Annotated in this window: 27 protein-coding genes, 3 tRNA genes and 1 pseudogene; 5 read left to right on the top strand and 26 right to left on the bottom strand. The window is 65.5% G+C overall.

Features of this window, described 5'->3' with window-relative positions; all coding sequences use genetic code 11:
- Positions 1-44: 44 nt before the first annotated feature.
- From AOP74_RS05985 to AOP74_RS05935, 12 genes are all read right to left on the bottom strand, one after another.
- Positions 45-1,349, bottom strand: coding sequence for an RNA polymerase sigma factor (locus AOP74_RS05985; protein ID WP_061961918.1), 1,305 nt, complete (start codon positions 1,347-1,349; stop codon positions 45-47).
- The gene (locus AOP74_RS05980) at positions 1,346-1,702 is read right to left on the bottom strand and encodes a YciI family protein (protein ID WP_061961412.1); all 357 of its coding nucleotides are present in this window, start codon (positions 1,700-1,702) and stop codon (positions 1,346-1,348) included. Before AOP74_RS05980 ends, AOP74_RS05985 begins: the two co-directional genes overlap by 4 nt.
- A gap of 109 nt (positions 1,703-1,811) precedes the next feature.
- Entirely contained in the window at positions 1,812-2,477 is a 666-nt protein-coding gene (locus AOP74_RS05975; protein WP_061961411.1) for a metal-dependent transcriptional regulator, read from the bottom strand.
- An 11-nt stretch (positions 2,478-2,488) separates the two neighbouring features.
- Complete coding sequence (locus AOP74_RS05970; protein ID WP_061961410.1) at positions 2,489-3,379, bottom strand: metal ABC transporter permease; 891 nt, start codon at positions 3,377-3,379, stop codon at positions 2,489-2,491.
- Positions 3,376-4,113 carry a metal ABC transporter ATP-binding protein gene (locus AOP74_RS05965; protein WP_061961409.1) on the bottom strand — a complete coding sequence of 246 codons (738 nt, stop codon included), beginning with the start codon at positions 4,111-4,113 and terminating at the stop codon, positions 3,376-3,378. Before AOP74_RS05965 ends, AOP74_RS05970 begins: the two co-directional genes overlap by 4 nt.
- The gene (locus AOP74_RS05960) at positions 4,110-5,063 is read right to left on the bottom strand and encodes a metal ABC transporter substrate-binding protein (RefSeq protein ID WP_061961408.1); all 954 of its coding nucleotides are present in this window, start codon (positions 5,061-5,063) and stop codon (positions 4,110-4,112) included. Before AOP74_RS05960 ends, AOP74_RS05965 begins: the two co-directional genes overlap by 4 nt.
- A 176-nt stretch (positions 5,064-5,239) precedes the next feature.
- Complete coding sequence (locus tag AOP74_RS05955; protein WP_061961407.1) at positions 5,240-5,929, bottom strand: TrmH family RNA methyltransferase; 690 nt, start codon at positions 5,927-5,929, stop codon at positions 5,240-5,242.
- Positions 5,926-6,087: a hypothetical protein gene (locus AOP74_RS12215; RefSeq protein WP_160297461.1), complete on the bottom strand. Its 162-nt coding sequence runs from the start codon at positions 6,085-6,087 to the stop codon at positions 5,926-5,928. The genes AOP74_RS05955 and AOP74_RS12215 overlap by 4 nt, the downstream gene beginning before the upstream one ends.
- A gap of 12 nt (positions 6,088-6,099) precedes the next feature.
- Positions 6,100-6,705: a LemA family protein gene (locus tag AOP74_RS05950; RefSeq protein ID WP_369345493.1), complete on the bottom strand. Its 606-nt coding sequence runs from the start codon at positions 6,703-6,705 to the stop codon at positions 6,100-6,102.
- Positions 6,706-6,723: 18 nt separating this feature from the next.
- Positions 6,724-7,653, bottom strand: coding sequence for a DUF3137 domain-containing protein (locus AOP74_RS05945; RefSeq protein ID WP_152649192.1), 930 nt, complete (start codon positions 7,651-7,653; stop codon positions 6,724-6,726).
- Positions 7,654-7,703: 50 nt separating this feature from the next.
- Complete coding sequence (pyrE, locus tag AOP74_RS05940) at positions 7,704-8,270, bottom strand: orotate phosphoribosyltransferase (RefSeq protein ID WP_061961404.1); 567 nt, start codon at positions 8,268-8,270, stop codon at positions 7,704-7,706.
- A 30-nt stretch (positions 8,271-8,300) separates the two neighbouring features.
- Entirely contained in the window at positions 8,301-9,065 is a 765-nt protein-coding gene (locus AOP74_RS05935) for an SDR family NAD(P)-dependent oxidoreductase (RefSeq protein ID WP_061961403.1), read from the bottom strand.
- 106 nt (positions 9,066-9,171) lie between these two features.
- On the opposite strand from AOP74_RS05935, the gene AOP74_RS05930 reads away from it, so the two are divergent.
- Positions 9,172-9,963: an exodeoxyribonuclease III gene (locus AOP74_RS05930; protein WP_061961402.1), complete on the top strand. Its 792-nt coding sequence runs from the start codon at positions 9,172-9,174 to the stop codon at positions 9,961-9,963.
- Positions 9,960-10,625 carry a septum formation family protein gene (locus AOP74_RS05925; protein ID WP_061961401.1) on the top strand — a complete coding sequence of 222 codons (666 nt, stop codon included), beginning with the start codon at positions 9,960-9,962 and terminating at the stop codon, positions 10,623-10,625. Before AOP74_RS05930 ends, AOP74_RS05925 begins: the two co-directional genes overlap by 4 nt.
- Before the next feature lie 12 nt (positions 10,626-10,637).
- Here AOP74_RS05925 and AOP74_RS05920 read toward each other — a convergent pair whose 3' ends face one another.
- Entirely contained in the window at positions 10,638-11,192 is a 555-nt protein-coding gene (locus AOP74_RS05920; protein WP_061961400.1) for a variant leucine-rich repeat-containing protein, read from the bottom strand.
- A gap of 222 nt (positions 11,193-11,414) precedes the next feature.
- On the opposite strand from AOP74_RS05920, the gene AOP74_RS05915 reads away from it, so the two are divergent.
- The 3 genes from AOP74_RS05915 (at position 11,415) to AOP74_RS05905 (ending at position 14,310) form a co-directional block, all read left to right on the top strand.
- The gene (locus tag AOP74_RS05915) at positions 11,415-12,041 is read left to right on the top strand and encodes a response regulator transcription factor (RefSeq protein ID WP_061961399.1); all 627 of its coding nucleotides are present in this window, start codon (positions 11,415-11,417) and stop codon (positions 12,039-12,041) included.
- 161 nt (positions 12,042-12,202) lie between these two features.
- The gene (locus tag AOP74_RS05910) at positions 12,203-13,288 is read left to right on the top strand and encodes an ATP-binding protein (protein ID WP_160297460.1); all 1,086 of its coding nucleotides are present in this window, start codon (positions 12,203-12,205) and stop codon (positions 13,286-13,288) included.
- On the top strand, positions 13,285-14,310 hold the full coding sequence (locus AOP74_RS05905) for a DUF8320 family protein (protein ID WP_061961397.1): 1,026 nt from the start codon (positions 13,285-13,287) through the stop codon (positions 14,308-14,310). Before AOP74_RS05910 ends, AOP74_RS05905 begins: the two co-directional genes overlap by 4 nt.
- Before the next feature lie 69 nt (positions 14,311-14,379).
- Here AOP74_RS05905 and AOP74_RS05900 read toward each other — a convergent pair whose 3' ends face one another.
- The 13 genes and pseudogenes from AOP74_RS05900 to AOP74_RS05845 form a co-directional block, all read right to left on the bottom strand.
- Positions 14,380-14,772: an SHOCT domain-containing protein gene (locus AOP74_RS05900; protein WP_236683729.1), complete on the bottom strand. Its 393-nt coding sequence runs from the start codon at positions 14,770-14,772 to the stop codon at positions 14,380-14,382.
- Positions 14,773-14,840: 68 nt separating this feature from the next.
- Positions 14,841-16,475 (bottom strand): DUF885 domain-containing protein, encoded by a 1,635-nt coding sequence (locus AOP74_RS05895; protein ID WP_061961396.1) that lies wholly within the window; start codon positions 16,473-16,475, stop codon positions 14,841-14,843.
- Positions 16,476-16,484: 9 nt separating this feature from the next.
- On the bottom strand, positions 16,485-17,537 hold the full coding sequence (locus AOP74_RS05890; protein ID WP_061961395.1) for an NAD-dependent epimerase/dehydratase family protein: 1,053 nt from the start codon (positions 17,535-17,537) through the stop codon (positions 16,485-16,487).
- Positions 17,534-18,757 carry a zinc-dependent alcohol dehydrogenase gene (locus tag AOP74_RS05885; protein ID WP_061961394.1) on the bottom strand — a complete coding sequence of 408 codons (1,224 nt, stop codon included), beginning with the start codon at positions 18,755-18,757 and terminating at the stop codon, positions 17,534-17,536. The genes AOP74_RS05890 and AOP74_RS05885 overlap by 4 nt, the downstream gene beginning before the upstream one ends.
- A 217-nt stretch (positions 18,758-18,974) precedes the next feature.
- Positions 18,975-19,040, bottom strand: a pseudogene (locus AOP74_RS12430) (hypothetical protein); the annotation flags it as partial.
- 141 nt (positions 19,041-19,181) lie between these two features.
- Positions 19,182-19,254: transfer RNA gene (locus AOP74_RS05880), tRNA-Arg, on the bottom strand.
- 80 nt (positions 19,255-19,334) lie between these two features.
- Positions 19,335-19,421, bottom strand: a tRNA-Ser gene (locus AOP74_RS05875).
- A gap of 167 nt (positions 19,422-19,588) precedes the next feature.
- A tRNA-Ser gene (locus tag AOP74_RS05870) sits at positions 19,589-19,677 on the bottom strand.
- 8 nt (positions 19,678-19,685) lie between these two features.
- Positions 19,686-20,117: a type II toxin-antitoxin system VapC family toxin gene (locus AOP74_RS05865; protein WP_061961393.1), complete on the bottom strand. Its 432-nt coding sequence runs from the start codon at positions 20,115-20,117 to the stop codon at positions 19,686-19,688.
- Between the two features lie 70 nt (positions 20,118-20,187).
- Positions 20,188-20,790 (bottom strand): GTP-binding protein, encoded by a 603-nt coding sequence (locus AOP74_RS05860; protein ID WP_061961392.1) that lies wholly within the window; start codon positions 20,788-20,790, stop codon positions 20,188-20,190.
- Positions 20,771-21,157 carry a DUF742 domain-containing protein gene (locus AOP74_RS05855; RefSeq protein ID WP_061961391.1) on the bottom strand — a complete coding sequence of 129 codons (387 nt, stop codon included), beginning with the start codon at positions 21,155-21,157 and terminating at the stop codon, positions 20,771-20,773. Before AOP74_RS05855 ends, AOP74_RS05860 begins: the two co-directional genes overlap by 20 nt.
- 9 nt (positions 21,158-21,166) lie before the next feature.
- On the bottom strand, positions 21,167-21,607 hold the full coding sequence (locus AOP74_RS05850) for a roadblock/LC7 domain-containing protein (RefSeq protein WP_061961390.1): 441 nt from the start codon (positions 21,605-21,607) through the stop codon (positions 21,167-21,169).
- 69 nt (positions 21,608-21,676) lie between these two features.
- Positions 21,677-26,542: an ATP-binding protein gene (locus tag AOP74_RS05845; protein ID WP_061961389.1), complete on the bottom strand. Its 4,866-nt coding sequence runs from the start codon at positions 26,540-26,542 to the stop codon at positions 21,677-21,679.
- Positions 26,543-26,626: the final 84 nt, after the last annotated feature.

Below are 26,626 nucleotides of genomic sequence, written 5' to 3'. Positions count from 1 at the left end.
GTGTCTCTCCTGAAGTTGTGCGGTTGGAACCGTCGTCCATTCTGTCAGATAACGCCGCGCGGCGGTATGGGCCGCACGTCCCGGGTGCGCGAGCGAAGGTACTGAACCTCTGCTGGATTGGTCGCAAGCGCCGCTGCCCGGTCCCACGCGGCGACGGCTCCGTGCGGATCACCGGTGCGTTCCAGTAGGTCCGCACGGGCGGCATGGAACAGGTGATAGCCATCGAGACCGTCGATCTCCTCCACCTCCGCGAGCGCCGCCTCAGGTCCCTGCGCCTCGCCCACCGCGATCGCACGCGACAACCGGATGACTGGCCCGGGACTCATCCCCAGCAGGGTGTCGTAGTACCGCACGACCCGTTCCCAGTCGGTGGCGCGACGTGTGTGTTCGGCGGCGATCAGTGCCTGCATCTGCCATGGGCCCAGGCGTCGGTGGTTAAGCGCCGCCGCGAGCGCTGCATGCCCACGAGCAATAAACGACGCTTCCCACAGCGAACGGTCCTGCTCCGCGAGCCGTATGAGGCGCCCACTCGCATCAGTCCGCGCGCGCTCACGGGAGCGATGGAAGAGTTCAAGCGCCAGCAGGCCCGCGAGCTCGGGTTCGTCTGGGAGTGCGTCCGCCGCGGTGGCCGTCAGCCTGATCGCCTGGTCTGCAAGGTCACTGCGCGTCAAAGTGGCGGCGTCGCTCGAGTGCGCCACATATCCCTCGTTGAAGATGAGCCCTAAGACCGTGGCAAGCAGTTGCGCCCGCTCGGGCAGCTCGGCCGGCATCGCTAAGGGGATACGGGCCTCGCGAATCTTGCGTTTGGCACGGACGATCCGTTGCTGGACGGTGCTCTCTTGCAAGAGGAACGCCGCGGCGATCTCCTCGGTGGTTAGGCCTCCCGCGAGCCGCAGCGTCAGCACCACCTGACTTTCCCGCGACAGCGCCGGGTGGCAGCACAGCAGCATCAGGCGCAGTTGCTCGTCGCCTGCACCTGCCAAGCCTTCGTCCGCCAGACCCTCGTCCGCGATGAGGCTCGGCGGTTCCTCCTCGCCCGGGTCGACATCCCCCGCGACTGCCGTGTCGAGCACCCGAGCCTGACTCGCGAGGCGGTTGCGAGCCGCAGCGTCCCGGCGAATTCGGTCAATAGCGGCATTGCGTGCGACCACGTAAACCCACGCCGCCGGGTCGTCGGGAACCCCAGCATCGGCCGCCCAGACTGACGCCGCCTTCGCATAGGCGTCCTGCAGCCCGTCGTGCGCGACGTCCAAGTTACCAAGGCGGTCCGCAAGGAGGGCGAGCAATCGCCCGCCCTCCTCCCGGGCTACCCGGGTGAGTGCGGCATCGGCCCCTTGGCTGTCTGTCAGAACTCGTCCGTGGGGAAGACGGGGCGAACCTCGACCGCGCCGGTGCCGACGGGAAGGCGCTTGGCCCACGCGAGCGCGTCGTCGAGGGTGTCGACATCGATCAGGTAGTAGCCGCCGAGGTGTTCCTTGAGCTCTGCGAAGGGGCCATCGACGATGGTGGTCGCACCCGAATCGTGGCGGACGGTCGTGGCAGTGTCGGCGCCTTGGAGGGCCTCGCCTCCGCAGTACACGCCCGCGGCTTCCATGTCCTCGGTGTACTGAGTCCATGCGGCCATGTAGGCGTCGAAGTCAGCGTCGCCCGGCTCAGGAGAAGGCAGCGTTGGGTCAGAAGCGATGAGAAGTAGGTACTTCATGGGGAGACCTCCTGGTCGATGAGCCCGGGTGTTTCCCGAGTCTCACCCCTACGACGCGTTCAGCGCAACAGATCGACATCCCCGCGCTGAAAAACTTTCAGAAAGTCACTCAGGGCTGGGCGACCTCGGTGAGGATCGTCTCCGCCGCGGGGAGGCCGAGGGCGACTGCCTGGTCCCCCGCGGTGAGTTCCACCACCCCTGCGGCGGGCCGGCGCGCGGCGAGCGTCACCGTGGTCCCGATGTCGATTCCGACCTCGCGCAGGTGGCGAAGCAGGTCGGGGTCGTCGTCGGAGACGCGCGCGACCGTGACCACGGCGCCCTCATCGACCTGGGCCAGCGGCACCTGCGCCACAGTCGGCAGATCGCCAGCAGCAGTCGGAATGGGGTCGCCGTGAGGGTCATGCGTGGGGTGGCCGAGCTTTTCCGCGAGTCGCTCAATGAACGTGTCGGACACCGCGTGCTCGAGGACCTCGGCCTCGTCGTGGACGTCAGCCCAGTCGTAGCCCAGGTAGTCGACAAGGAAGGTTTCGACCAGCCGATGCTTGCGCACCGTGGCGAGCGCAACTCGCCTTCCCTCGTCCGTGAGTTCCACGGACCCGTAACGGGCGTGGGTCACGAGTCCACGATCGGCAAGCTTGCGAACGAGTTCAGAAACCGAAGAGGGCGACAGGCCCAACCGGCTTGCGAGCACCGAGTTTGTGACGGGGTCGTCGGACCATTCGCGGGCGTTCCAGATCGCCTTGAGGTAGTCCTCTGTGACGGTTGGTCCAGCCATCGGCCTGCCCCCTACTCGTGGTTCGAACTGTGCTGTCCGGCCCCATTGTTCCGTACCCGGCCTGCCTGCCGCCATGTGCGGAGCAGTCCGTGGCGCGGGCTGAAGACGTACACCAGCGCAAAAGCCACACCTTGGGTGACGACTACGAGCCCGCCTGAGGACGCGTCGAACCAGTAGCTCAGGTAGATCCCTATGACCGCGGTGACGGAGGACATCAACGGCGCGATCCACAGCATGTGCGTGAACTTGTCGGTCAGCAGGTACGCCGTCGCGCCGGGGATGATCAGTAGCGCCACGACCAGAATCACGCCCACGACCTGCAGCGCCACGACGCACACCACCGCAAGCAGTCCCAGCAGCAACCAGCCCAGGCGCTTGGGGTTCAGGCCGATGCCGTGGGCATGCACAGGGTCGAAGGCAAAGAGAGTGAAGTCCCGGCTCTTGAACAGCAGCACCGCGAGCGCCACGAGAGCGAGGATGCCGATCTGCCACAGGTCCGACGTCGACACTCCGAGGATGTTGCCGAAGAGGATGTGGGAGAGGTCAGTCTGGGAAGGGATCACGGAGACCAGGACCAGACCCAGCGCGAACAGCGTCGTGAAGACGATGCCGATCGCGGCGTCCTCCTTGATGCGGCTGGTGCCGCGCAGGACTCCGATGAGCACCACCGCCAGGACTCCGAACCCCAGCGCGCCCAGCGCGAAGGGCGCCCCAATCACGTAGGCGAGCACCACCCCCGGCAATACTGCGTGAGAGACGGCGTCGCCCATGAGCGACCAGCCCACCAGCACGAGCCAACACGACAGCAACGCGCAGACCACAGCCGCCATCACCGTCACGATCAGTGCGCGGACCATGAAGTCGTATTGCAACGGCTCCACGATGATGTCGATCACACTCATGCCGCACCCCCGCCCAGGGCCAAGCCGAAAGCACGCGTGAGGTTCTCCGGCTCCAGGGCACCAGCGACGTCGCCCTGATAGAGGACGCGGCGCAGAAGGAGGATCGCCTCGTCGGCCAGCGACGGGAGCGCATGAAGGTCGTGGGTGGAAACCAGTACCGTGCGACCGTCTGCCGCGAGATCACGCAGCAGCGCGATGATGGTGCGCTCCGAGCGCTTGTCCACGCCGGCGAATGGCTCGTCGAGCAGCATCAACGACGCGCCTTGGGCGATACCTCGCGCGACAAACGCCCGCTTGCGCTGCCCACCGGACAATTGCCCAATCTGGCGCCCGGCCAGGTCAGCCAACTCCACCCGCTCGAGCGCCTCTTCAACTGCCGCACGGTCCGCGCGACTTGGCCGGCGCATCGGCCCCATGAGCCCGTACCTGCCCATCATGACGACGTCCCACACTGACAGCGGGAAGTCCCAGTCCACGTCCTCGCTCTGGGGGACGTACGAGACGCGTTGGGCACGCCTGGCCTTCGCAGCATCGGCCCCATCAACTCGGATGGTGCCCATCTGCGGTGCGACCACGCCCATGATCGACTTGAACAGCGTGGATTTACCCGAGCCGTTCATGCCGATCAGTCCCGTGACCTGCCCGGGTGCGAGGGAGAGCGTGCAGCCCGTGAGCGCCGCCACCTCGCCGTATGACACGGAGACGTTGTCGATCTCGAGGGCGGGGGTGGTCATGCGGTCCCCGTCAGCCCGTCAACGATGAGGTCGACGTCGTAGCGCAGGAGGTCGAGGTACGTGGCCACGGGGCCGTCTGCCTCGGACAGCGAGTCGACGTAAAGCGTTCCGCCAAACGCGGCGCCGGTCGCGTCGACGACCTGCTGCATGGGCTTGTCAGACACGGTCGACTCGCAGAAGACGGCCGGCACCTGGTGCTCGTCGACGTACTCGATGGCGGCGGCGATCTGCTGGGGCGTGGCCTGCTGCTCGGCGTTCACCGGCCACAGGTAAACCTCCGTCAGGCCGGCATCGCGGGCGAGGTAGGAGAAGGCGCCTTCGCACGTGACGAGGGCGCGGTGGGCCTCCGGGAGGGTGTCGACGGCGGCGTCGAGGTCACCGGCGACGGCTGCGATATCGGCTTGGTAGTCGCTGGCCCGCTGCGCGTAGTCGTCTGCGTTGTCGGGGTCGAGATTCGCAAAGGCCGTCGCGATCTCGTCGACATAGAGTTGCGCGTCCGACGGGCTCATCCACGCATGAGGATTGGGCGTTCCTGCGTAGGCGTCCGAGGCGATATCGATTGGCTCCACCTGCGCGGTGACCTCGACGTGCGGCGCGTCTACGTCCTCAACGAACCGAGCGAACCATGCTTCCAAGCCCAGCCCATTGTCGAGGATCAGTTCAGCGTCTTGCGCCTTGCGAATGTCGCCCGGGGTGGGCTCATATCCGTGGATCTCGGAGCCTACTTTAGTGATGGACTCCACACGCAGGTCGTCGCCCGCGACATTGCTGGCCATGTCTGCGAGAACGGTGAAGGTAGTGAGCACCAGGGGCGCGTCAGAGGCTGGCTGAGAAGCAGCGCCGGTTTCCGACTCCGCATCAGAACTGGAGCAGCCCGCCACTCCAATTCCAGCTAGCAACACAGTGGCAAGTTGAACGCGGGCACGGGCACTCACTGGGAAGTTCGGCATGCCGAAAACTATAGTGAGGAAGCCCTAAGAATGCTAGCCGCGATTGCGACTTTCGACCCTGCGTCCACACTGGCCACTCGACCGCCCAGCACTACTAACCGGTCAACCACCCGACCCTCCGCACACCGAAGCTCGATGGAGCTTGCGCACGGTGGTTGAAAGCGCCAAGAACGGGGTCAGCCCTCGTGGCCCGCCTCGATGTCTCCGTGCTGCCCCACCCACGCGTGCATCGCGATTGCTGCCGCGGCGCCGGCGTTGATCGAGCGTGTGGAACCGTACTGCGCGATGGCGAGCGTGGCATCGGCCGCTTCCCGCACCGCATCGGTGAGCCCCACGGACTCCTGGCCGAACACCAACACGCAATCGCGCGGCAGATCGAAGGTCTCCAGCGGCACCGATCCGGGCAGGTTGTCGATCCCAATGACCGTCAGACCCTCGCCGTGCGCCCACGCCACGAACTCCTCGACCGACGGGTGGTGGCGCACGTGCTGATAGCGGTCGGTGACCATGGCGCCACGGCGGTTCCAGCGCCGCTTGCCGACAATGTGGACCTCGCGCGCCATGAATGCATTCGCAGTGCGGACCACGGAGCCAATGTTGAAGTCGTGCGCCCAGTTCTCAATCGCTACGTGAAATGTGTGACGCCGCGCATCGAGGTCGGCGACGATCGCGTCGTGACGCCAGTAGCGGTAACGGTCCACGACGTTGCGCCGGTCGCCGTTGGCAAGCAGCTCGGGGTCGAACTGCTCCCCGGTGGGCCAGGCGGCCTCGCCACCGGGATACGGGCCGATGCCGTGGCTAGGTTCCGTATCGCCCTCCCCCTCCGCGGCGCTGGCAGCCGAGGGAGCGGGGTCCGCAGCACTCACGGGCTACCGGGATTGTCGTCGTCGCGGGACTCGTCCTCCGCGGTGGAATCCGTGCGCGTCCCATCAGAGTTCCGGCCCGCCATGGCGTTCTTGCGCGTCCACCACAGCAGCGCCACGAGGACACCGATAAAGAGGACGGGAAAAAGAACTTCAAGCATGTCGCACCGTCACTAGAACTGCACTGAGGGCGCCTCGCGCGCTTCAGGGTTGACCAGCTCGAAGTACTCCTCGCGTTGGAAGTGGAACATGCCGGCCACAACCGAAGAGGGGAACACCTCGATCTTCGTGTTGAGGGCGCGCACGTTGGCGTTGTAGAAGCGCCGTCCTGCTGCGATGCGGTCCTCCGTGTTGGCCAACTCCCGTTGCAACTCCAGGAAGTTCTGGTTGGCCTTGAGGTCTGGGTAGTTCTCCGACAGCGCGAACAGGCGACCCAGCGCCTGGGTCAGCACGTTCTCCTGGGTGGCCTGCTCAGCTGGGCTGGATCCGGGCGCGGCGGCCACGGAACGAGCCTCCGTCACCTCTTCGAGCGTTGCTCGCTCATGTGTCGCATAGGCCTTGACGGTCTCGACAAGGTTGGGAATCAGATCGTGGCGGCGCTGCAGCTCGACGTCGACCTGGCGCCAACTCTCCTGCACAAGGTTTCGCACTTTGACCAGCGCGTTGTACAACACCACGCCCCACAGCACGATGACCACAACGCCAATCGCCAGCGCAACAAAGAAGGCTTCCATCAGTTCAATCCCCTCGAGTTTCGTTGAGTCTAACGACGCACTCACCCATGCGGCGGGTCCTCGCTACGAGTTGCCGTACAGCTGAGAGGCGTCTTCCACCCCGTCGCCGTCAGCGTCCACGCCGATTCCGGTATACCTGCGCCCGTTCAGAACGCCGCTCTCGGTTGCCCAGCCGGGCCCGGGCATCGGCCCACTATTTGGTTCTCCGCGACGGCCTGCACCGTAACCCAGATCGCGAAACTCCCGCAGCACGTGATCAGGAATCCTGCGAGCTATCGCCGTCACGACTCCCAGCCGGGAGGCCAGGTCTGCGGGCGCGATCCGGCCCGGGGCCCACAGGTACACGGCGGACCCTTCGATCCGGATCGAGGTGCCCACAGCATCGGCCCACAGCAGGCGTTCCACCATGCGCGGGTCCAGCACGCTGTGCGCGTAACGAAGGTCGTTACACACCACGCGCCACTGACGGTTGAAGTCGTACGACTCCACGTCGATGTCGGCGGCCCCAAGCGATGTCGCGACGGTCTGCGCGACTCCCTGCGGAATGAGGTCAAGCCGCGGCAGTGCGACGTCGAGCTCAGCGAGCACAACCTGGTGTGGCACCTTGACCGAACTGTTGCCATTGCGGTCGCGGTTGGATTCATAGACATGTACAAACGCAGCGCACTGCCGGCCGTTGAACGAGCCACTTACCAGCGTTTCCTGCCGAACCGAGGAGCCGGTTCCGAAGGGGTACTCCACGAACCGGCTGGAGTAGGCATGCGAGAGGGCTTGGTAGTCCCACCCCTGCGACGCCGCAAACTCTCGGTAAGCGTCGCGGTGGCGCGATGCCTGCCAGACGTCCCACACGAGCCAGAGCACGCCAAGGACCACGGCGGCCACTGCGAGCCCGAGAATCACGCCCTGGCCCTCAAACGTCATCACGCCTAGAAAACCGAAGGCCATAAAGGCGCACGGGATCACCCACTGCACAATCCCGCCCCTACGCATCATGGCGCAACTGTAGCCATTGCGGGGTCCACGGGATAGGGCCGATGCTCGGGTTAGCTGAGGCCCAGATCGTCCAGCCCGTACAGCGACAGGTAGGGAAGACCTTCGGCCTCGATCTTTTCGCGGGCACCAGTATCGCGGTCGACGATCACTGCAACGGCGGCGACAGTTGCCCCCGCCTCCCGGATGGCGTCGACTGCCGTGAGCACCGAGCCGCCGGTCGTGGAGGTGTCCTCGACCGCGATCACCGTGCGGCCAGCGATGTCCGGGCCTTCGATGCGGCGCTGGAGGCCGTGAGCCTTGTTTTCCTTGCGCACCACGAACGCGTCGAGATCAAGCCCGCGCGAGGCGGCGGCGTGCAGGAGCGAAGTAGCGACGGGGTCGGCACCGAGCGTCAGACCACCCACGGCGTCAACGTCGGCCGGACCGTAGCCCTCGACTTCAAGCTGGTCCAGCAACACGTGCCCCACGAGCGGCGCGGCGCGGTGGTGAAGCGTGATGCGGCGCAGGTCGACGTAGTAGTCGGCTTCTTTGCCCGAGGCGAGGGTGATGCGGCCGTGCACGACCGCGAGTTCCTTGATGAGGTCGCGCAGCTGCTCGCGCGGGGTTCCGGTCGTCATGCCGCAAATCCTACCGGCGCCCCGTTGTGACTAGCGCGAGCGCATCGAGTTCATACGCCGGGTCACGGCCGACGGGAGCATGCGCATGATGACGCCCGCGATCGCGTATTTCGCCGACGGCGTCACCACGACATCGCCGCGGCGCACAGCCGCGAGCGCGGATGACACGACCTGCTCCGCAGTTAGCCAGGTGGCGTCAGGGAACTCGTCGCGCATGTGCTCAAGCGTGGGGTGGGAGTGGAACTCCGTCTTGACCAGGCCCGGCAGAACGGCAGTGGCAGTGACGTTGGTGCCGCGCAACTGCGTTGCGAGCGCCTCCGTGAAGTCGAGGACCCAGCGCTTGTGAGCGGCATACGTCGTATTGGCAAGGTGCGCGGCGATCGACGACACGTTGAGAATCGCGCCGTGGCCGCGCTCCGCCATGGCCTTGGCCGCCGCCTGCGATAACCGAAGGGGTGCCGTGACCAGCACGTCGAGGACGGCCTTCTCCGTCTCCCAGTCACTGTCGATCACGTCTTGGCCAATGCCGTAACCGGCATTGTTGATCAGCAGGCTCACGGGGCGGTCGGGATCTGCAACACGCGCGGCAACGGAATCGAGGTCGTCAGGGTTGGAAAGGTCCGCCACCAACACTTCGACGTCGACGCCTGCAACACCCCTGATGTCTTCCGCCAGCTCGGCAAGCGCGTCTGCACTACGCGCCACCAGGACCAAATCGTGGAAGCCCGCCGCCAGTTCCCAGGCGAACTCCTTGCCCAGCCCCTTGGATGCTCCGGTGATCAATACAGTTGCCATGGCCCCAGACTACGCACACCTGAATCCACAACCGCGTCCCAGCATCGGCCCTCCGAGAGAGCCTGTGACGCTCCCGCTGTCACCTGCGACCGGTAGCGTGGAGGCCATGCGACTGGCCACGTGGAATGTGAACTCTGTCCGAGCCCGCTGCGACCGTGTCGTGGACTGGTTGGAGCGCTCCGGCACCGATGTCTTGGCGATGCAGGAGATCAAGTGCAAGCCCGAACAGTTCCCGCGCGAGGCGTTCGAGGCCGCGGGCTACGAACTCGCCATTCACGGACTCAATCAGTGGAACGGCGTCGCGATCGCTTCCCGCGTGGGTCTCGACAACATCGAGACGTCCTTTCCCGGCCAGCCGTCATTTGGCAAGCCCGGCCAGGAGGCCATTGTTGAAGCGCGCGCGATCGGTGCGACATGCGGCGGCGTCCGGGTGTGGAGCCTGTACGTCCCCAACGGCCGCGGGCTCAACGACCCGCACTACACCTACAAGTTGGCGTTCCTGGATCAGTTGCGCGAGCAGGCCGCGGGTTGGACACAGGAGGCGACCGCGCTCGTGGGCGACTTCAACGTCGCGCCGCTGGACACGGACATCTGGTCCAAGGAGGACTCCGAAGCGGAGACGCACGTTACCGACGAGGCTCGCGCCGCCTTCCACGCCTTCGCAGATGCCGGCTACACCGAACTGTCGCGCAAATTCATCCCCGACGAGAACAAGTACACCTTCTGGGACTACAAGCAGCTGCGCTTCCCCAAGAACGAAGGCATGCGCATCGACTTCATCTACGGCTCGCAGCCGCTAGTGGACCGCGCCACGAACGTGACGATCGAGCGCAATGAGCGCAAGGGCAAGGGGGCTTCCGATCACGTGCCCGTCGTGCTGGACATCGAGGCACCATGACCGACGGCGGCTTCGCGGCACCGACTCCACCCGGGCAGGCCACGCCGCGGCGTGATGCGCCTCCAGGTGGCTACCCGCCGGTGGGCGCCGGAGTGCCCGCTGAGGCCGGGAATCCCGGTGGTCCGGGCCGCCCTCCGAAGGGTGGTCCCACAAAGGGCGCGCCGCGGTGGGCGCTGTGGTTTGGCGTCATCGCCTCAGTCGTCATTTTGGTCGGAATCGTGTGGGCGGGGGTGCTCGTCTTCCTTGACTCCCGCACCGCGCCAGCAGACCCGGACGCGACAGGCGACATGCACGCCCTCAGCGTGGTCGAGGGCATGTGCATCGCCTCGGTGAGCGACGACGGTCCGATTGCCACCGTCGAGGTCGTCGCGTGTGAGAGGCCACACCATGCGCAAGTGGTGGCAGCGACGAATCTCCCCGTCGAGGTCTATCCGGGGGGTGAGGGCGTGGTCGACCAGGCCGAGGAATTTTGTGAGCCGCGCATCCCGCTCGACCTGCCCGCAGGCGCTGGCTGGACCATGTGGGTCCCGACCGCCGACTCTTGGCAGCGTGGCGACAGAACCGTCAGCTGCCTCGTCGTTGCGAATGAGGAACTGACCGAGTCCCTGATCGACGCTCCCGTAAACCAGGACGAGGACACGACGCAGACGCAGAACGCTTAGGTCGAGTTCAACCTAAGCGCGGCGTGCGATTGACGCCACGACGGCCTCGTCACCGACTGCAGCAAGCCACTCCAGCAGGTTCGCCGGAGTCGCTGGGTTCGCAGCAACGGCGGCTCGCAAGTGCGGGCATGCGAAAGCGATACGCGCTAACTCACTAGGGGCTGCGGCCGGGTCTGCTGCAACCAACGCAACATCGGCGTCGGTGCTGACCGTGGGGTGCGCCGCAGACTCAGCGTTCTTGGTGATCGCGGGCATGCCGCAGGCCAAGGTTTCGGTGGTGGGGTCCGCAGGGAGGTTGTCGTGATGAGTGTGGCGGTGAGAGTCGGAGATCATGACCGCACCGATGATGCACGGCACCAGCGGAAGCACCCAGAGGGCCGGCGGGTATGCCATTCCCTCAATGGAGGACAACACGAAGGCAGCGCCAACCGACATCACTCCGATGGAGAGGTAGAGGAGTCTCATTGACGTGGCGAGGGCCGCACTCGGCATAGTGCCGAGTGCGGCCACCACTGCGAACAGCACGCCCGTCACAGCCAGAATCAGTTCCCCACTGACCCATGACATACGCGCCCCCCTACGTGTCGCCGCCCCCTCTTTGAAGTTGAGGGGCGGCCCGCGATGGCATCGGGCCGCCCGTCAACAAGCCCAGCGTGGCACTGGCGTCTAAACCCGTAAAGCCATTACTTATACGGGCAGCAACTGTGAGGGCACGCGAGGCATGTGGCCTGCATACGGGCTCACGCCGCTATCGTGAGCCCAAGCGACCACATCGAGGAGGACCCGCCCATGTCGCAGTGCAAGACGATCGCGCTCGTCGAGGATCACGCGCTCATCTCTATGGGCTTTAGCGACTTAGTCTCCCCTGCCGACGACATCGACCTCGTCGCGTGCGTCACGACCGTCGCCGACCTTCCTGAGAGCGCCCTCGACCTCGTGGTGCTCGACCTCAGGCTCGCGGACGGCTCCTCGCCTGACAGCAATGTCGCCACCATTCTCGCCCGCAGTATCCCTGTCCTCATCTACACCGGGGCCGAGGACCGCGAGCTCATTCAGTCTGCAGCTCGTTCGGGCGCATCGGGGCTCGTCCGCAAGTCTGCGCCCCCGGAAGAACTGCTCGATGCCATCAGGGTGGCAGCCGATGGCGGATCGGTGTTCACGACGGAATGGGCAGCCGCGATCGATGCTGACGACGACCTGGTCGATGCCGGATTGAGCGACCGTGAGATGGAGGTTCTCGCGATGTACGCCGCGGGAGAGACGGCACAGACCGTTGCACACGTCCTGGGCATTTCGCGCGCGACCGTCAGTGACTACGTAGCGAGGATCCGCCGCAAATACACCGACGCAGGACGCGAGGCCAGCTCCCGCGTTGATCTGTACCGCCGCGCTAGAGAAGACGGTCTCCTGGAATGAGTCATCCGGCGTCGCTGGCATCCACGCCCGGCCCTACGAAACAGCGCTGGGGGGCGTTGTCGTCTGCCGGGTCCGCGCCCGGTGCTCACGACGCGCGACACCGCCTGCAGCGGGCCTTGTACTTCGCGTGCGGCGTGGGCGCGGTGGTGTTCGGTTTCCTCATGCTGTCTGGCGACTCGGGCATTCTGGCGACTCGCGGCCAGGTGCCTGAGTGGTTCTGGTGGGCGACGGTCCTCATCGCCGCCGCACTCCCCGCCACCTACCTGGCTACCGCCTTCGCTGCGCCGATGCGTGTGCTCCATGTGATCGCGATCATCTGCGTTGTGGGCTTCCTTGTGGTGCAGGTCGCATGGATTCCGGTGATGGACGGCCTCACCCTCGCAAACGGCGGCACCCCCTGGCTACAAGGCATCAATGCCCTCCCATCGACCTTGGCCGGTGTCGTGTTCGCGACCCGCGTGGTCTGGGTGATGCCTGCCACACAGCTGGTTCTTGTCCCTATCGTCCAACTCGCAGTGAGCGACACCGACACCATCGATGCGGTGCTGGACGGCTGCGGCGCAGTGATCTTCTGCTCGATTCTGACGGGCATGGCGCTGGCGATCGTCGAGTCCGGAGACACCCTCGACTCCGCCGCCGCCACTGCACGCCGGCTCGCGTCCGAGCGCGCCGTCGCGCATACCCGTGAGCGCGAGCTCGCGCGCATCAACGCAATCGTCCACGACGACGTGATGTCCGTGCTCCTAGCCGCAAGCCGCGTAGGTGCCACGCCCGCCGTGCAGGAGCAGGCGCAGCGGGCGCAGTCCTCGATTGCCCACATCATCGAGGTCCCAGACGCGACGAGCCGGAACTACGAAGCTGACGAACTCGTCGCAGTACTGCGATCGGTGAGTGCGACAGCCCCGCTGTCGGTCTCGTTCACGGAGAGCGTGACCGCGAGCGGCCCGGTCCCCGGAAGCGCCGTGGCGGCATTGACGGAAGCTACGGCAGAGGCGGTGAGGAATTGCTGCACGCACGCGGGACCTGAGGCCAGCATCACCATTGCTGTCGCGATTGATGCCGAGGGCGCGCGGGTGTCGATCCACGACGACGGGGTCGGGTTTAGCCCAAAGGACGTCGATCCCCGCCGGCTCGGCATCGCAGTGTCAATCACGGAGCGTATGCATACCGTGCCTCGTGGCAACGCCCAGGTGCACTCTCGTCCGGGCGACGGAACCATCGTCGAACTTGCCTGGAGCCGCCCATGACTCCCACGACCGTCGTCAAGGCCTCAGACCTCCTACCGCTGACAGGCCCGCCCGCGCGCATCATCCTGGTCCTCTTCGTCACGACGAACGCGGCCCTCGCGCTCGGGACCCTCGACCACGTCGTACGGCCGTGGCAGGCGATGCTCGCGGTCGCATTCGTGTCAGCGGCCGGGGTCCTCATCGTTCGCGATCGCCCCTACCCCTTCCCCCTCATGGACACGCTTGCAGTATTGGCTTGCCTCGCTGCGGGGTCACTTGCAGTCTTCACCAACCTCCAACCCCACGACGACCTGGGCCGCGCTACCTGGCAGCTGGGCTCGTCCACGTGGGCGCTCTTCTTCCTCACAATGCGCGGGCGGATCGGCTTTGCTTGGCTGGGCATGGGCATCATGATGCTCCAGAGCATTGAGTGGGCGGCGCGTTCAGGCAGGGGCGCCTTGAGTGGCGCGATGCTCGTCGATACCCACATCGGCATTCTGGTGGTGGGCACACTCTTTGCGGTGTCACTCAAGCGCACCGCAGAAAAGATCACTGACTTTAACCAGCGCGCGATCGTAGCGGCCGGAGAGGGGGCGGCAGCCAGTGCGGCCGCGCAGATTCGCCGGACGCGCGCCGACGAGCTCGCGCAGCTCGTGTCTCCCTTGCTCACACGAATCACGGCTGGAAAGGACCTCTCGGAGGAGGAACGGTCAGAGATGGCGCGTGCAGAAGCCCGGCTCCGTGACGGGGTCCGCGGCCATGCCATCGCTCTGCCTCCCATCGTGGATGCTGCGGAGCAGGCACGTATGCGCGGAGTGGGAGTGACTTTGCTCGACGATCGCGGCGATCCAGTACACGACGGCGACGCACTTGGCCGCATGGTTGCGGCTGTCGTATTGACGCTCGACAATGCCGACTCCGGCGACGTGACGGTACGGCTCGGGCCTGGAGGACGCGCCAGCGCGCTCACCATTCGCGCGTCCCAGGGTGAGGACGTCTACCGCCTCACCTTGGGCGAGGATGGCTATCCAATCGAGCGGTAGCCGCTCGCAGACACAACAACGGCGCCCCCACCGTGAGGTGAGAGCGCCGTTGTTAGCGTCGTGAAGGCGTTACTTCTGGATGGCCTTGGCCTTGAGGGCCTCGAACTCATCCTGCGTGATGGCGCCCGAGTCGAGCAGCTCCTTCGCCGCCTTGATCTCGCTTGCCGAGCCAGCCTCGGTCATGAGGTCCTTGGTGTATTCGACCTGTGCGGCGCGCATCTCAGCGGCCTGCGTGGCGTCGCGACGCGACATGCCCTTGCCACGTGCGATCAGGTACACCAGCGCACCGATCACGGGCAGGAAGATCACGAAGATGGTCCACAGGGTCTTGCCGAAGCCACCGAGCTCGCTGTCGCGGAACACGTCCATGATGATGCGGATGATGACGAAGAAGAACGCCACCATGACAAAGATCCACAGCGTGAAGAACAGGATGGACAGGAAGTTCTCGAAGAAATCCACTGAAATACTCCTTGTGAGGCGGAAGAAATTGTGATGTCTCCGCGCTCACGCGGGGACCGCGACACAGCCTAGTCGGAATATGTACCGAGCACTAGCCTGCGCAACGTCGGCAACGGGACCATTCCGTAGCGCAGGACGGTGTCGTGAAACTCGCGGATATCGAAGTCTTCGCGCAGTTCGGCTCGCGCGCGCACCTGCTCGATCTCACGCCGCCCCACCATGTACGCCAGCGCCTGTCCGGGCATGCCGATGTAGCGGTCAATCTCCTGGGTAATTTGATCAATGCTCAAGGGGCAATGTGCGGACATGTATTCGATCGCCTCGCGCCGGCTCCACCCCAGAGCGTGCATGCCCGTGTCGACCACGAGCCTGCACGCGCGCAGGGAATCAGCGGCGAGCATTCCGATCCGAGCCATGTCCGAGGAGTACAGACCCATCTCGTCAGCGAGCCGCTCGGTGTAGAGCCCCCAGCCCTCGAGATACGCCGTCACGCCAAAGTGCTTCAGCACCGGGTGCAGATCGTCCGCCTCCTCGTGCAGAGCGAACTGCAGGTGGTGCCCGGGAATGGCCTCGTGGAAGGCAATCGCTTCCAGTTCATACGTGGACCACTGAGCAGGGTTCGCTGCATTGAAGAAGAACTCGCCGGGCTTGCCCGAGGCACGCGACGGCGCCGAGTAGAACGCGACGGGACCCGCCTCCGTTGCGTGCGCAATGCACGGCGACTGAGGAATGGTGGCGAACCACTCGGGTGCTGCAGCCTTGGCGCGTTCGAGCGCCGCGGTCGCATCCGTCACGATGTCCTCGCCAGAGGCGTAGTGCATGGACTCGTCGTCGCGCAGGCGAGCGTAGATCTCCGCATTGTCGTCCGTGCCCAACACCGGCCCGGCAACATCGCGGTACTCCGCCTCAAGTTCATCGATCACAGCGAGGCCCAACTCGTGCACCTCAGCCGCAGACATCTCCACCGTCGTGTACGCGTGAACCAACTGCTCGTACAGCTCGCCACCGCCGTCAAGGTGCACCAAGCCTGGCTGTTCCTCGTCACGGCCACGTTCAGCGACAGCCGCCAAAGCATCGGCCGTCCGCACCAGTGCCGGCACCACGTCCGCCTCAACGGTTTCCGCCAATGACTGCTTCCACGTCTCCACATCAGCCGATGCTGTGGGCGCCGGCTGCGCCAGCAACGGTGTGGGGTTGCTCGCCAGGCTTCGCAGGGCCTCGGCGGTCTGGCGCAGGTGGAGCGCCAGCGCGGTCCTGCCCTCGAGAGCCGCCGCCTGAACGACGGCAACAAGGTCCTCCAGCATGGTCGGCATGGCCTGGAGCTTCGTGAGGTAGTGCTCGCCGTCCTCATCGGAGTTCAGCGGGAAGCGGCTCAAAAAGACTTCAGCGAGTGCAAGGACACCCATACGCGGGTTGATATCGCCCAACTCGGTGGACCATTTGAGTTGCACAGCGGAGGCCCGCGCGGTGTGGACCACCGCATCGCGGAGCGCAACCTGGGTGAGGTCGTCCTCGTCGATCGCGAGCGCGTCCGCCTGATCGGCAAACTCACGCAGGCGATCCTGCCGAGTTGCTACGCCTTCTGGGGAGACGTCCTCCCACCTCTCGAGGTTTTCCAGGGCGCCGTCCCACAGGAGCCGATTGATGTCCGTGGACTGTCGGTAGGCGTAGTACTCGTCAGCAAGTTCAGTCAGCGTCGTCACCCTTCGACTCTAACCCGATGGAGACCTATGCGGCGTTCGCGGACGCAACGGCGGACTGGCAGTTCCGGCCGAGTCACGAATGCCTCCAACTACCTCGGTGAGCGCTTGCTGGGCGGAGTACTGCGGCGCCCATCCCAGCTTGCGCCGCGCCAGATAGGTGTCCATCAATGGCGCGCCGCTACCCATATCAATCCACCCAGGGCTCACGGGTAGTACACGCGAGTTCCAGCCCGCTGACACGGCTGCACGAGCGGCGGGGACGGGCACGTTGGCCCATCGCCCTCCTGCGAGGACCCCTGCCACCTCGTCTGCTGCGAGGACACCGTCCGCCGCAATATTGAAGGCGCCTCCTGAACTATGGCGAATGGCGGCGAGGTACGCATGGCCAATGTCATCGGCGTGGACCGCTTGGAGCCGCAGACCCGTCGGCCACGGCAATACTGGCAAGCGTCCCGTGAATGCGGATCCCGGCATCCACCTGCCCAAGAAATAACGCGTCATTTGCGACCCTGCGTCACGCTGGAAGATCAGCGCAGGCCGCAGCCGGGTGACCATGACGCTGGGGTTGTCGGCCTCGAAGGCGTTCAGGACCGCCTCCACATCGGCCTTGTCGACGCTGTACTCGGACGCCGGTATGCCGTGAACGGGCCACACCTCGTCGTGCAGATCGTCGTCGTGAGCGGGCGAGTACGCGCCCACAGAGGACGCGACGATGACGTGTGGCACCCCGGCACGCCTCGCAGCGTTGAGGACGCGGGCCGTACCGGCGACGTTAGTCTTCCGCAAGAGCGCACGGTTGTGATTGGGCTGGATTGCCCACGCGAGGTGAACCACGGCATCGGCCCCTTGCATGGCGGATTCCAACGTGGACACGACCGCCTCACCGTCTGGCGCGGCGACATCCGCCGCTACCCAGTCGGCCAGGTCGTACGGCTCCGGCGGCCTAGCTCTGGGGACTCGCCGGGCCACGCCCACGACCTCAGTAACTTCGGCAGCGCCGCGAAGGGCACGCAATAGACCGGTCCCGGCGTTGCCGCTCGCACCAACGACCACGACCTTCATGACTTCTCTCCAACGTCCTTCGTAGGCGACTCGGTGGGATCAAGGACGACCTTGATGCATCCATCCTGCTTCTTCTGGAACATCTCGTACGCCGCCGCAGCATCGTCAAGCGGCACTCGGTGTGTGCGCAGGTCCAGGACGCCCAGTGGGTCCGTGGGGTCTGACGCCAGCGGAACTAGGTCCGGCATCCACCGGTGAACATTCGCTTGGCCAAACCGCAGCGTGAGCTGGCGATCGAAGATCTCCATCATCGGCAGTGGATCGACAGCGCCCCCGTAAACCCCCACCACGGAGACCGTGCCACCACGCCTTGCGAGCGAGATAGCCGTCAGCAGGGCGTCGAGACGGTCAATAGCCGCATGCTCGATCAGTGGTTCCGCCACCGCATCGGGGAGCCGACTCACCACGGCGTGGCCAGCGTGAGCAATCGGAGATCCGTGGGCCTCCATACCCACTGCATCGATCGCCCCATCGACGCCGCGCCCTGACGTGCGTTCCCGTACTGCAGCGATCACGTCGTCGGTGTCTGTAGCGTCCACCACGTCGATCCCGTGGCGTCTCGCCATGGCCAACCGCTCTGGAACAGAGTCGATGCCAATGACCTGGCTAGCCCCGCGGTAGCGCGCAATGCGCGCGGCCATCTGGCCGATCGGGCCCAATCCCACGACCGCGACGGTGCCGCCGTCAGGCACTTCGGCATACTCAACCGCCTGCCACGCGGTGGGCATGACGTCTGAGAGGTAGAGGTAGCGCTCGTCGGGTGCTCCGTCATCGGGCACTACCACTGGTCCTGCGTGGGCCTGCGGAACCCGCAGGTACTCTGCCTGGCCGCCGGGGACCGAGCCGTACATCCGGGTGTAGCCGAACAGGGCCGCGCCCTTAGCTTCCGAGGTCACCTGGGTGGTTTCACACTGCGAGTGCAGTCCCCTTCGGCACATGAAGCAGTGGCCACAAGCGATCCCGAAGGGCACCACGACCCGGTCTCCTGGAGACAATCGACTGGCGTCTTTTCCCACTTCTTCGACGATGCCCATGGACTCGTGCCCCAAGATATCCCCAGGCGACAAGTACGCACCTAGAACCGAATACAGGTGCAGGTCCGATCCACAAATTGCTGTGGAAGTAACCCGGATGATGGCATCGGTGGGCTCGAGGATCTCGGGATCGGGAACGGTCTGCACTTGGACGTCTTCACGCCCCTGCCACGTCAGCGCGCGCATGGTCGGACCGCCTTGAGATAGTCCTGCTGCGTCATGCTTCCTCCCTGGTCGCTCGACTCTGCGCCGTGCCCGTCCTTGGACAACGGAGCGCCTTATGGGAGATAACGCCGACGGCGGCGCAAGACTTCCGCCATTGCCCGATAGGGGGTGCTGTGGGATAGCACCTTGCCCTATTCGAGCACGGGCGGTCTGCGCCGCCGCCTCACACGCCGCGTGGTTAGCGACGTCGGCGCGCGGACTCGATTGCAAGGCCCATTCCGGCCAACGCCCATGCCGAGACACCGGTTGGTCATGTCATTGTGGCTACCGCCAACACCCAAGTGTGTTGCCAATGACATGCGGGCGGTGAGCACGGAACGGACCCTTCGCCGGCCGCATAAAGCGCAAAACGCCCCCGCCGCAAAAGCAGCGAGGGCGTCATCTGCGCGCCCGGAGGGATTCGAACCCCCAACCTTCTGATCCGTAGTCAGATGCTCTATCCGTTGAGCTACGGGCGCGTGACCCATCAGGGCCGAGACACGAGTATACAGGCTTTCAAGTGCCCTATGGACACTCTCCGGCACTGCCCTCGTGGCAGCGGAGACGGTGGGATTCGAACCCACGGATGGGTTACCCCATCACATCCTTAGCAGGGATGCACTTTCGGCCGCTCAGTCACGTCTCCATGAGTGGTGCGAGAACAGGGTACCGGTCGCACGGCTTAGGGAGCAAAGCGGCACCCCGCCTCCCCACCGCGACTGTCGCCAGCATCGGCCCTGAAGACCATCAGAAACACGAAAGCCGGGCCCCGAGGGACCCGGCTCGCGGTGGCATCGGCCGATGCCACGTGGGCGGAGAGTGTGGGATTCGAACCCACGGAGACGCTAAAACGCCTCAACGGTTTTCAAGACCGTCACCTTCGGCCGCTCGGTCAACTCTCCCGTAGGGCTTACACCCCAGCCGTGCCATTGTGCCAGCCCTGAGGCATTCCTGGCGAAACGACGCTCAGTTCGTAGATTTCCGCGACCTTCGCGAGGTCCGCATCGTACGTCGCAATCGTGTCGATCTGTGGGTGCGCGACGGCTGCGCCGAGGTGGAGCGCGGCAAAAGGCCTCAGGACGGCCGATGCGTGGGTTGAGATACCGACGTTCTGGTCAGAGAAGCGGATCACCGGGACCTTGGTGCGGATCTGCTCCACCACACCGAAAGCGCGGGACTTCTCCTCACGCGGATACAACTCGGCCGCTTGGCGCACTTCGGTCAAACCCAACTGGGTGGTCGCTACCTGGTCCAGCCGCGGGAGGATCCACTGACTGAACTCTTCGAAATAACGCACGCCTGGCAGGAACCTGCACAGGGCGGAGCCGTCGAGGTAGATCACGCGTCACAGGATATGCCCGAAGTGAAGCCGATGCGCACGCGCCATTGCGCGCGCACCGGCCGCTTGTGGGTCAGCTCCCCTGGAGCTGGCGCATTGCAAGCTGGACAACGGCAATGAGGGCCTGCTTGGTCGCAGACTTCTCACGGGCGTCGGTGTACATCATCGGCACGTTCTCGGGGATGCCCAAAGCCTCGCGGACATCCTCAAGCTTGTGGCGAGCAACACCGTCGAAGCAGTTCACGCACACGATGAACGGTACGCCGCGGCCCTCGAAGTAGTCCACCGCGGGGAAGCACTGCTCGAGACGCTCGGTGTCCACGAGCACGACAGCACCAATTGCGCCGCGCACCAGGTCGTCCCACATGAACAGGAAGCGGTCCTGTCCCGGCGTACCGAACAGGTACAGCCACAGCGAACCAGGCAGTGCGATACGACCGAAGTCCATCGCGACCGTCGTGGTGGTCTTGCGGTCAGTGACGCCGCCAGCGTCGTCAACTCCGATCGACTTCTCAGTCATCGCCGCCTCGGTGTTGAGGGGGTCGATGTCCGAGATCGAGCCGATGAAGGTCGTCTTACCCACGGCGAATCCGCCGGCGATAACGATCTTGACGACCGTAGGAGCAACGTGTGCGGCGCTAGGCGCGACCGCGGCGTCAGAGGGCTGCGATGCCATCAAGGACACTCTCCAGAAGACTGAGCGACAGGCCACCCGACTCGTCATGTGTCGACGAGTCTTCCACCGTGCCGCCGGTGTGAATCACAATGTATTGAGCAGTAGCAAGATCCGTCACCAGCACTCGCACCACGCCCAGCGGCAGCCGGGTGTGAGCGGAGAGCTCGGCGATGGATTGATATTGACCTGCAGCAAGCTGCAGGATCTTTTTCTTCTCCGGGGTCAGCCCCTTCAAAGTCTGTGCGTCCGAGCGTGCCTCCACGAGGGCCTCCATGGGGAGATCCTTACTGGCAGCACTGACCCGGCCACCGGTCACGGCGTAAGGCCGGACCGTGTAGGCCTCATCCTCGTAGGACTGGTCGCTCATGGAATCGCCCTACGCGCGAATCTCACCGTCGGTGGGGAGGTTCTGGCGCATTTCGGTGATCAGTTGCGGGGTCAGCGCGTTCTCGGTGCGCGACACCAGCAGCGTCATCTCATAGCCAACCAGGCCCACGTCGCAGGTGGAGTCAGCGGCCACGGCCAGCACAGAACCGTTGGACACGCTCATCAGGAACAGGAACAGTTCGTCCATCTCGATGATGGACTGACGGACCTCGCCCGCCTGGAGCTGACGTGCAGCTCCACGGGTCAAGCTCGCCATACCGGACACGACTGCGGCGAGCGTGTCGCCACCGGTCCGGTCAAGATTCTTCGACATCGCCATGAGCAGGCCGTCAGCACTAACGACAAGCGTGTGGCGGGTGCCGGGCACCGTCTGGACAAAGTTGTCCAGGAGCCATCCAAAGTTGGTGGCCTCCGTACTCAGCTCGGTCACTGGTCCTCCTTGAGGTAGCTGCTCCCCTGTGGGAGAGCCGGTAGTGGGGGTATACGTATGCATCAGCGGCTAGTGCCCTGATCCAGGATTGCTCGGGTCTTGATCCATTGCCTCAACGTCCGAGCGAGCCCGCTGAGTGCCAGAGTAGAAGGAACTGAACCGTTCGCGCACGGCATCCGCGTCACGCTCGGGGGCATCACCTGTGCCCTGGGGCTGCGGTTCGGCCTCGAGAGGCTTCACTTCGACTGGCGGAGCGCTCGCCGGACGGCGCTTCTGGAGCCCCGCCCGGGTCTTCTCAACCTTAGGACGCTCGGCTGCCAACGAGGACAGTTCCGAGAACACTGCCGACGTCATATCGGGTTCGTCATCCGCCAGAGGTTCCGGCTGGATGATCGGCTGATAACCGCCACCGGGCTCGGGCTCGGACGCCTGGAGGGCGTTCTGTCCTGCCGCTTCCCAGCCAGTGGCGCGAGCCAAGTCATCCGGGGTGAAGGACGCGGGGCTGTCACCGAAAGCGTCTGCGGCCGGTGCCTGCTGCTCTGTCGCTGGCGCAGGATCCGGCTCGAATGACTGGGGAGCGGGGGCGAATGCCTGCGGGGCAGGCTCAAACGCTTGCGGCGCAGGCTCGAAGGACGACACCGATGGCTGCGAAGGTGCCGCGGGCTGGGGCTCGGGCTCGGGCTCGAACGTCGAGGCCGACTGCGCCCACGGCTCCGGGGCCGAGCTGGCTTCGGGCTGAGGCGCAGCAGGCATGAACGATGCGCGCTGAGGCTCCTTCGTGGGGGCTTCTGACGCAGGCTCGGCGGGCGCCTGGGCCGGCTCCGCCTCGGGCGCTTGGGGCGCCGGTGCAGCGCCCGTCACGGGCGTGAAGACGGGAGCGGCCGATGCTGGGCTTTCCTGGACTGGAGGCGCAGCTTCCGCGTTGCTCTTGCCACGGCCAAACAGGCGCGAGAAGAACCCCGGCTGGTGGTCGTCCTCCACCGCGCTTTGGATAAGTGCATCCAACTGTGGCGAGTCGGCCGAGTTCGGTGCAACAGGCGCGGCCGACGCTGCGGAAGCTGGCGTTGCACTGCGCGTCCAGGGTGCTGGCGCGACTGCCGCCTCTGGTGCCGAGTACTCCTGCACTGGCTCGGGGGCCTTGGGCTGAGGCGCCGAGAACGGGAACGGGCCCTGATCTTCGGCGGGTGCCGGGGACTCAACGGCGGCCGGCTCCTCGAAGGAGGGAACCTCTGCAGATGGCGCGAAGGGCGAGGGCTCAGCCGGCATTTCTGGCTGCTGAGCGAACTCCGCCTCGGTTTCAGGCTCGTCCGCTACAAGAGCGTCCTCAGCCGCGAAGACAGGTGCGAACGGGTTAGGGGCCGGGGACTCGTCCACCGCGGGCGCGGGGTACTCCTCGTCGTCCTCAAGCGTCGGGACCACGAAAGCCTCGGCGTCGCCCTGAGTCTCCTGCTCGGTGCGTGCCCACACGGGAACCTGGGCAGGCTCTGGCGCAGAGTCGAACGGCGAAGCCTCGGCCTCAGGCGCGGAGTCAGCGGCGCCTGGGACGAAAGGTGCCTCGTCGGCAACAGCCGTGGCGTAGGGCTCCGGAGCCGGTTCATCGTCGCGGATGGCGGCGAACTGCCCCGTCGTGGCGGCATCGAACTTCGGCATGCGGAAACCTGCGACGCCAGCGGCCGCATCGGGCTCCAGGTCGTACGTGGGCTCGGGCTCAGGCTGAGGCTCAGGCGCGGCCGGAGCCTCGTCCTCGATTGCCTCCTGCGCTGGCACATACTCCGAAGCCTCAGGAGCCGATTCAGCGGCTGGCTCATCTGCCTGTGTGCTGGGCTGCGAAGGTGCGGCATCGTTGTCGCGGCCACCGAAGAAGGCGGCTGCGGAGAACGCGGCGGCTCCCGCAGCGGCGGCACCAGCGGCCGCTCCTGCACCAAATCCAGACTCGTCTTCGTTGCCTTCGCCACCGTGCGCCGGCGAATCGTCCTCGAGGCCCGGCACGGCGAAGTCGTCGACCTCGGGCTCAGACTCAACCTTGCGGCGGCTGGGCAGCGGCGACGCGCTGGCGTCCATCTCGCCCTCGGTCTCGCGGCGTGAGCGGAAGCCGCGGAACATCGATGCGCGTTCCTCGGCCGACTGCGGCGCGATCTCCGCGGCCGGTACAGATGGCATGAAGGAGTCATTAGCTTCTGCGGCGAGCGCGGACAGCTGAGCATCCGTGGCGCGGGCGGGAAGGCCCACCACCGAGGTGCGCTCGCGCTCAGCATCGGCGGCATCCGGCGCGGAACGGCGACGGCGCGTCGGCAGACCCGCGTCGCTTGAACCCTCGGTGAGTTCCTCGATATTGGCGGGCTCGGCCTGTGGGGCCGCTGCGGCGTCGGCTGCGATCAGGTCGTCGATCGAGTTGCCGTCGCCAGCAGGGGCAGCCGTGCCACGCGTCGGCATGTCGTCGCCACCGCGGCCGGTCAGGCTCGCGCCCTCTTCCATCGCGGCGGGGGCGTAGGCGGCTCCAGCAAGCGCGGCCGGCGCTGCAGCACCGGTCGGCGGTGCAACGGAACGGGCAGGCTCGGGTGCACTTGAGGACTGAGCGGGGGCCGATGCTGGCGCGGGCGCCGAGTCACCGGGCAGTTCCGCTTCGGTCACGAAGAGCGAGGCGGGCAGCAGGACGGTGGCGACCGTCCCTTCGCCCTCTTGCGAGGCGATCTGCACGGAAGCACCCACGCGGCGAGCAATACGACCAACCACGAACAGGCCCAGTCGCTGGGCTCCCAGGATCTCCGATGCCGCAGTCGAACCCACGCGGCCGTTGGCCTGGGCGAGCTCGGACTCGGTCATGCCGATGCCCCCGTCGATCACCTCAACGACGTAGTGGTCGTCCTGGCGGGAGGTGCGCACGACGACGGGCGAACCGGGGTCGGAGAACACGGTCGCGTTCTCGAGCAGCTCCGCGAACAGGTGGGCGGTGCTCAGCGCGGCGTGACCAAGCATGGCGGGGTCATCGTGAAGGTCAAGGTCGACGCGCTCGTACAGCTCGATCTCCGACGATGCCGTACGCACCACGTCGGACAGCGGCATGGGGCGGCGCAGACGACGTCCGGTGTCGATGCCTGCAAGCACCAGGAGCGACTCGGAGTTTCGGCGCATTCGCGTCGCGAGGTGGTCCAGCGCGAACAGTTTGGTCAGCGTGTCGGGGTCATCCTCGGTGCGCTCCATGTCATCGATCGAGGCGAGCTGACGGTTCAGCAGCACCTGGTCGCGACGGGCGACGTTAACGAACATCTCCGAGATGGAGCCACGCAGAGCGGCCTGCTCGGCTGCGATCGACAGGGTGGTCGCGTTGACCGAGTTGAAGGCTTCTGCCAGACGTCCCACTTCGTCCTGCGACTCCACAGGAATCTGCACTTCGGACACGTCGACGTCTTCACCAGGAACAGCGACTCGCTCCACCAGTCGCGGCAACTCGGTACGCACTGCGGTTGCAGTCGTGGTCAGGCGGCGCATCGGGCCAACGATGCGGCGTGCGATTAGAAGTGCGACTAGCAGCGACAGGCCGATGATGACGATAGCCGCGATGGCGGTCACAACCGTCTGGAGCACGGCGGAGTTACGTGCCGACGAGGCGGTGCCCTCGACCTCGCCCCACATCTCGGTACGCAGGTCGGTGTAGACCGCGGCTTCCGCGTCAACCTGTGCGGGCCAGTCGGCATCACGCAAACCCACCAGCGATGCATCAAGACCGGTGAGGACCTGGGTTCGCACGGATACGAAGGAATCCGCGGTGCCGTCGACGTCGCCAGCGGAGGCGCCATAGCCGGGAACCTCGGGAGCGCCCTCAATTCCGGAGTTTGCCTGCTGTGACGAGTCAAGCGCGATGTCGGTTCGCGTGGTCATCGTACGGACCTGGGCTTCTTCACCAGGGAGGAAGGTTCCCGCGCGAATCAGGCGCTGCGTCACGGTCTCTTCAAAGAGCATCGACTCCAGTAGGAGGTCGAGGTCTCCGTACGCCTGGAGACGGGACACGATGTCGGGGTTACCCATCGTCACACTGACCACGGCGGTGCTTCGCACGGTGGCGTCGATCACGCCCGTGTAGTAGTTCGTGAGGAACGAGACGTTACCGGTCGAGTTCATGACCGACTGGCGCACCTGCGGGAGGTCTGCGAGCGCCTCTTCGGCCTCTGCCAGCACGGCGATTGCCTGCTCGTTCTCAGCGTTCACCTGGAGCAGTGAAGAGTCGACACCCAGCTGCTGAACCGAAGAGTTCACGGCGGCCTGGGATGTCTGCAAGTCAGCAAGGTAGGTCTGCGGCTCGGTAAACAGCGCCGTTGCCAGCGTGGCCTCGTTGTTCACACGGAAGGCAAGAGCTGCCAGCGGGACGGAGAGGTCGTACTCCTCGGGCAGGGATTCGGACAGCGCGTCGATCTGCTCGGCCGCCGCTGCGTAGCCGTCCTGCATGCCGGCAATCTCGTCCTCGGCGGGGAAGGTCACCCACCCGCCAGACTCTTCGGTCGGGGCGCCGATCGTGACGGATCGCTGAGCTAGGAGGTAGTCGCCGGAGTCCGAGCGGCCGATCGCGGAGTTGATCTCCGCAGTGATCTCCTCAACGGAGGGCCCCTCCGCGGTGACCTCGGGCTCTGCTGCGAGCGCGTCCAGGTCCGCCTGAATGTCTTCCAGTGCGGTGTCGGTCGACGCGTAGCCATCGCTCAACTTGTTCTGGCCGTCCTGCAAGGAGTGCACAAAGTTGGTCGAGTTCCAGCGCTCTGCCTGGAAGTCGTCCTGCACGGCGTGGATCGAGGTGAGGACGTCGAGCACTCGCTCAGCGTCGCGAGCTTGGCTCAGCGACTGCGCAGACTGGGCAACGATGAAGCCCGCAGCGAGGATGAGGACAAGAATCGGCACGGCAACAACAGCAAGCACCTTGCCGCGAATACCAAATCTGTCGAGCATCTACCCTCACCCTCACGAGCCATCACCACCCGCACTCCGCGGATGAGCCCTGACGACGTCACTGCCGTCCTGGCTCTCACAGTT

The organism is Demequina flava (genome assembly GCF_000975035.1).
GTDB classification, from domain to species: domain Bacteria; phylum Actinomycetota; class Actinomycetes; order Actinomycetales; family Demequinaceae; genus Demequina; species Demequina flava.
This window is presented reverse-complemented; position numbering and strand designations above follow the sequence as displayed.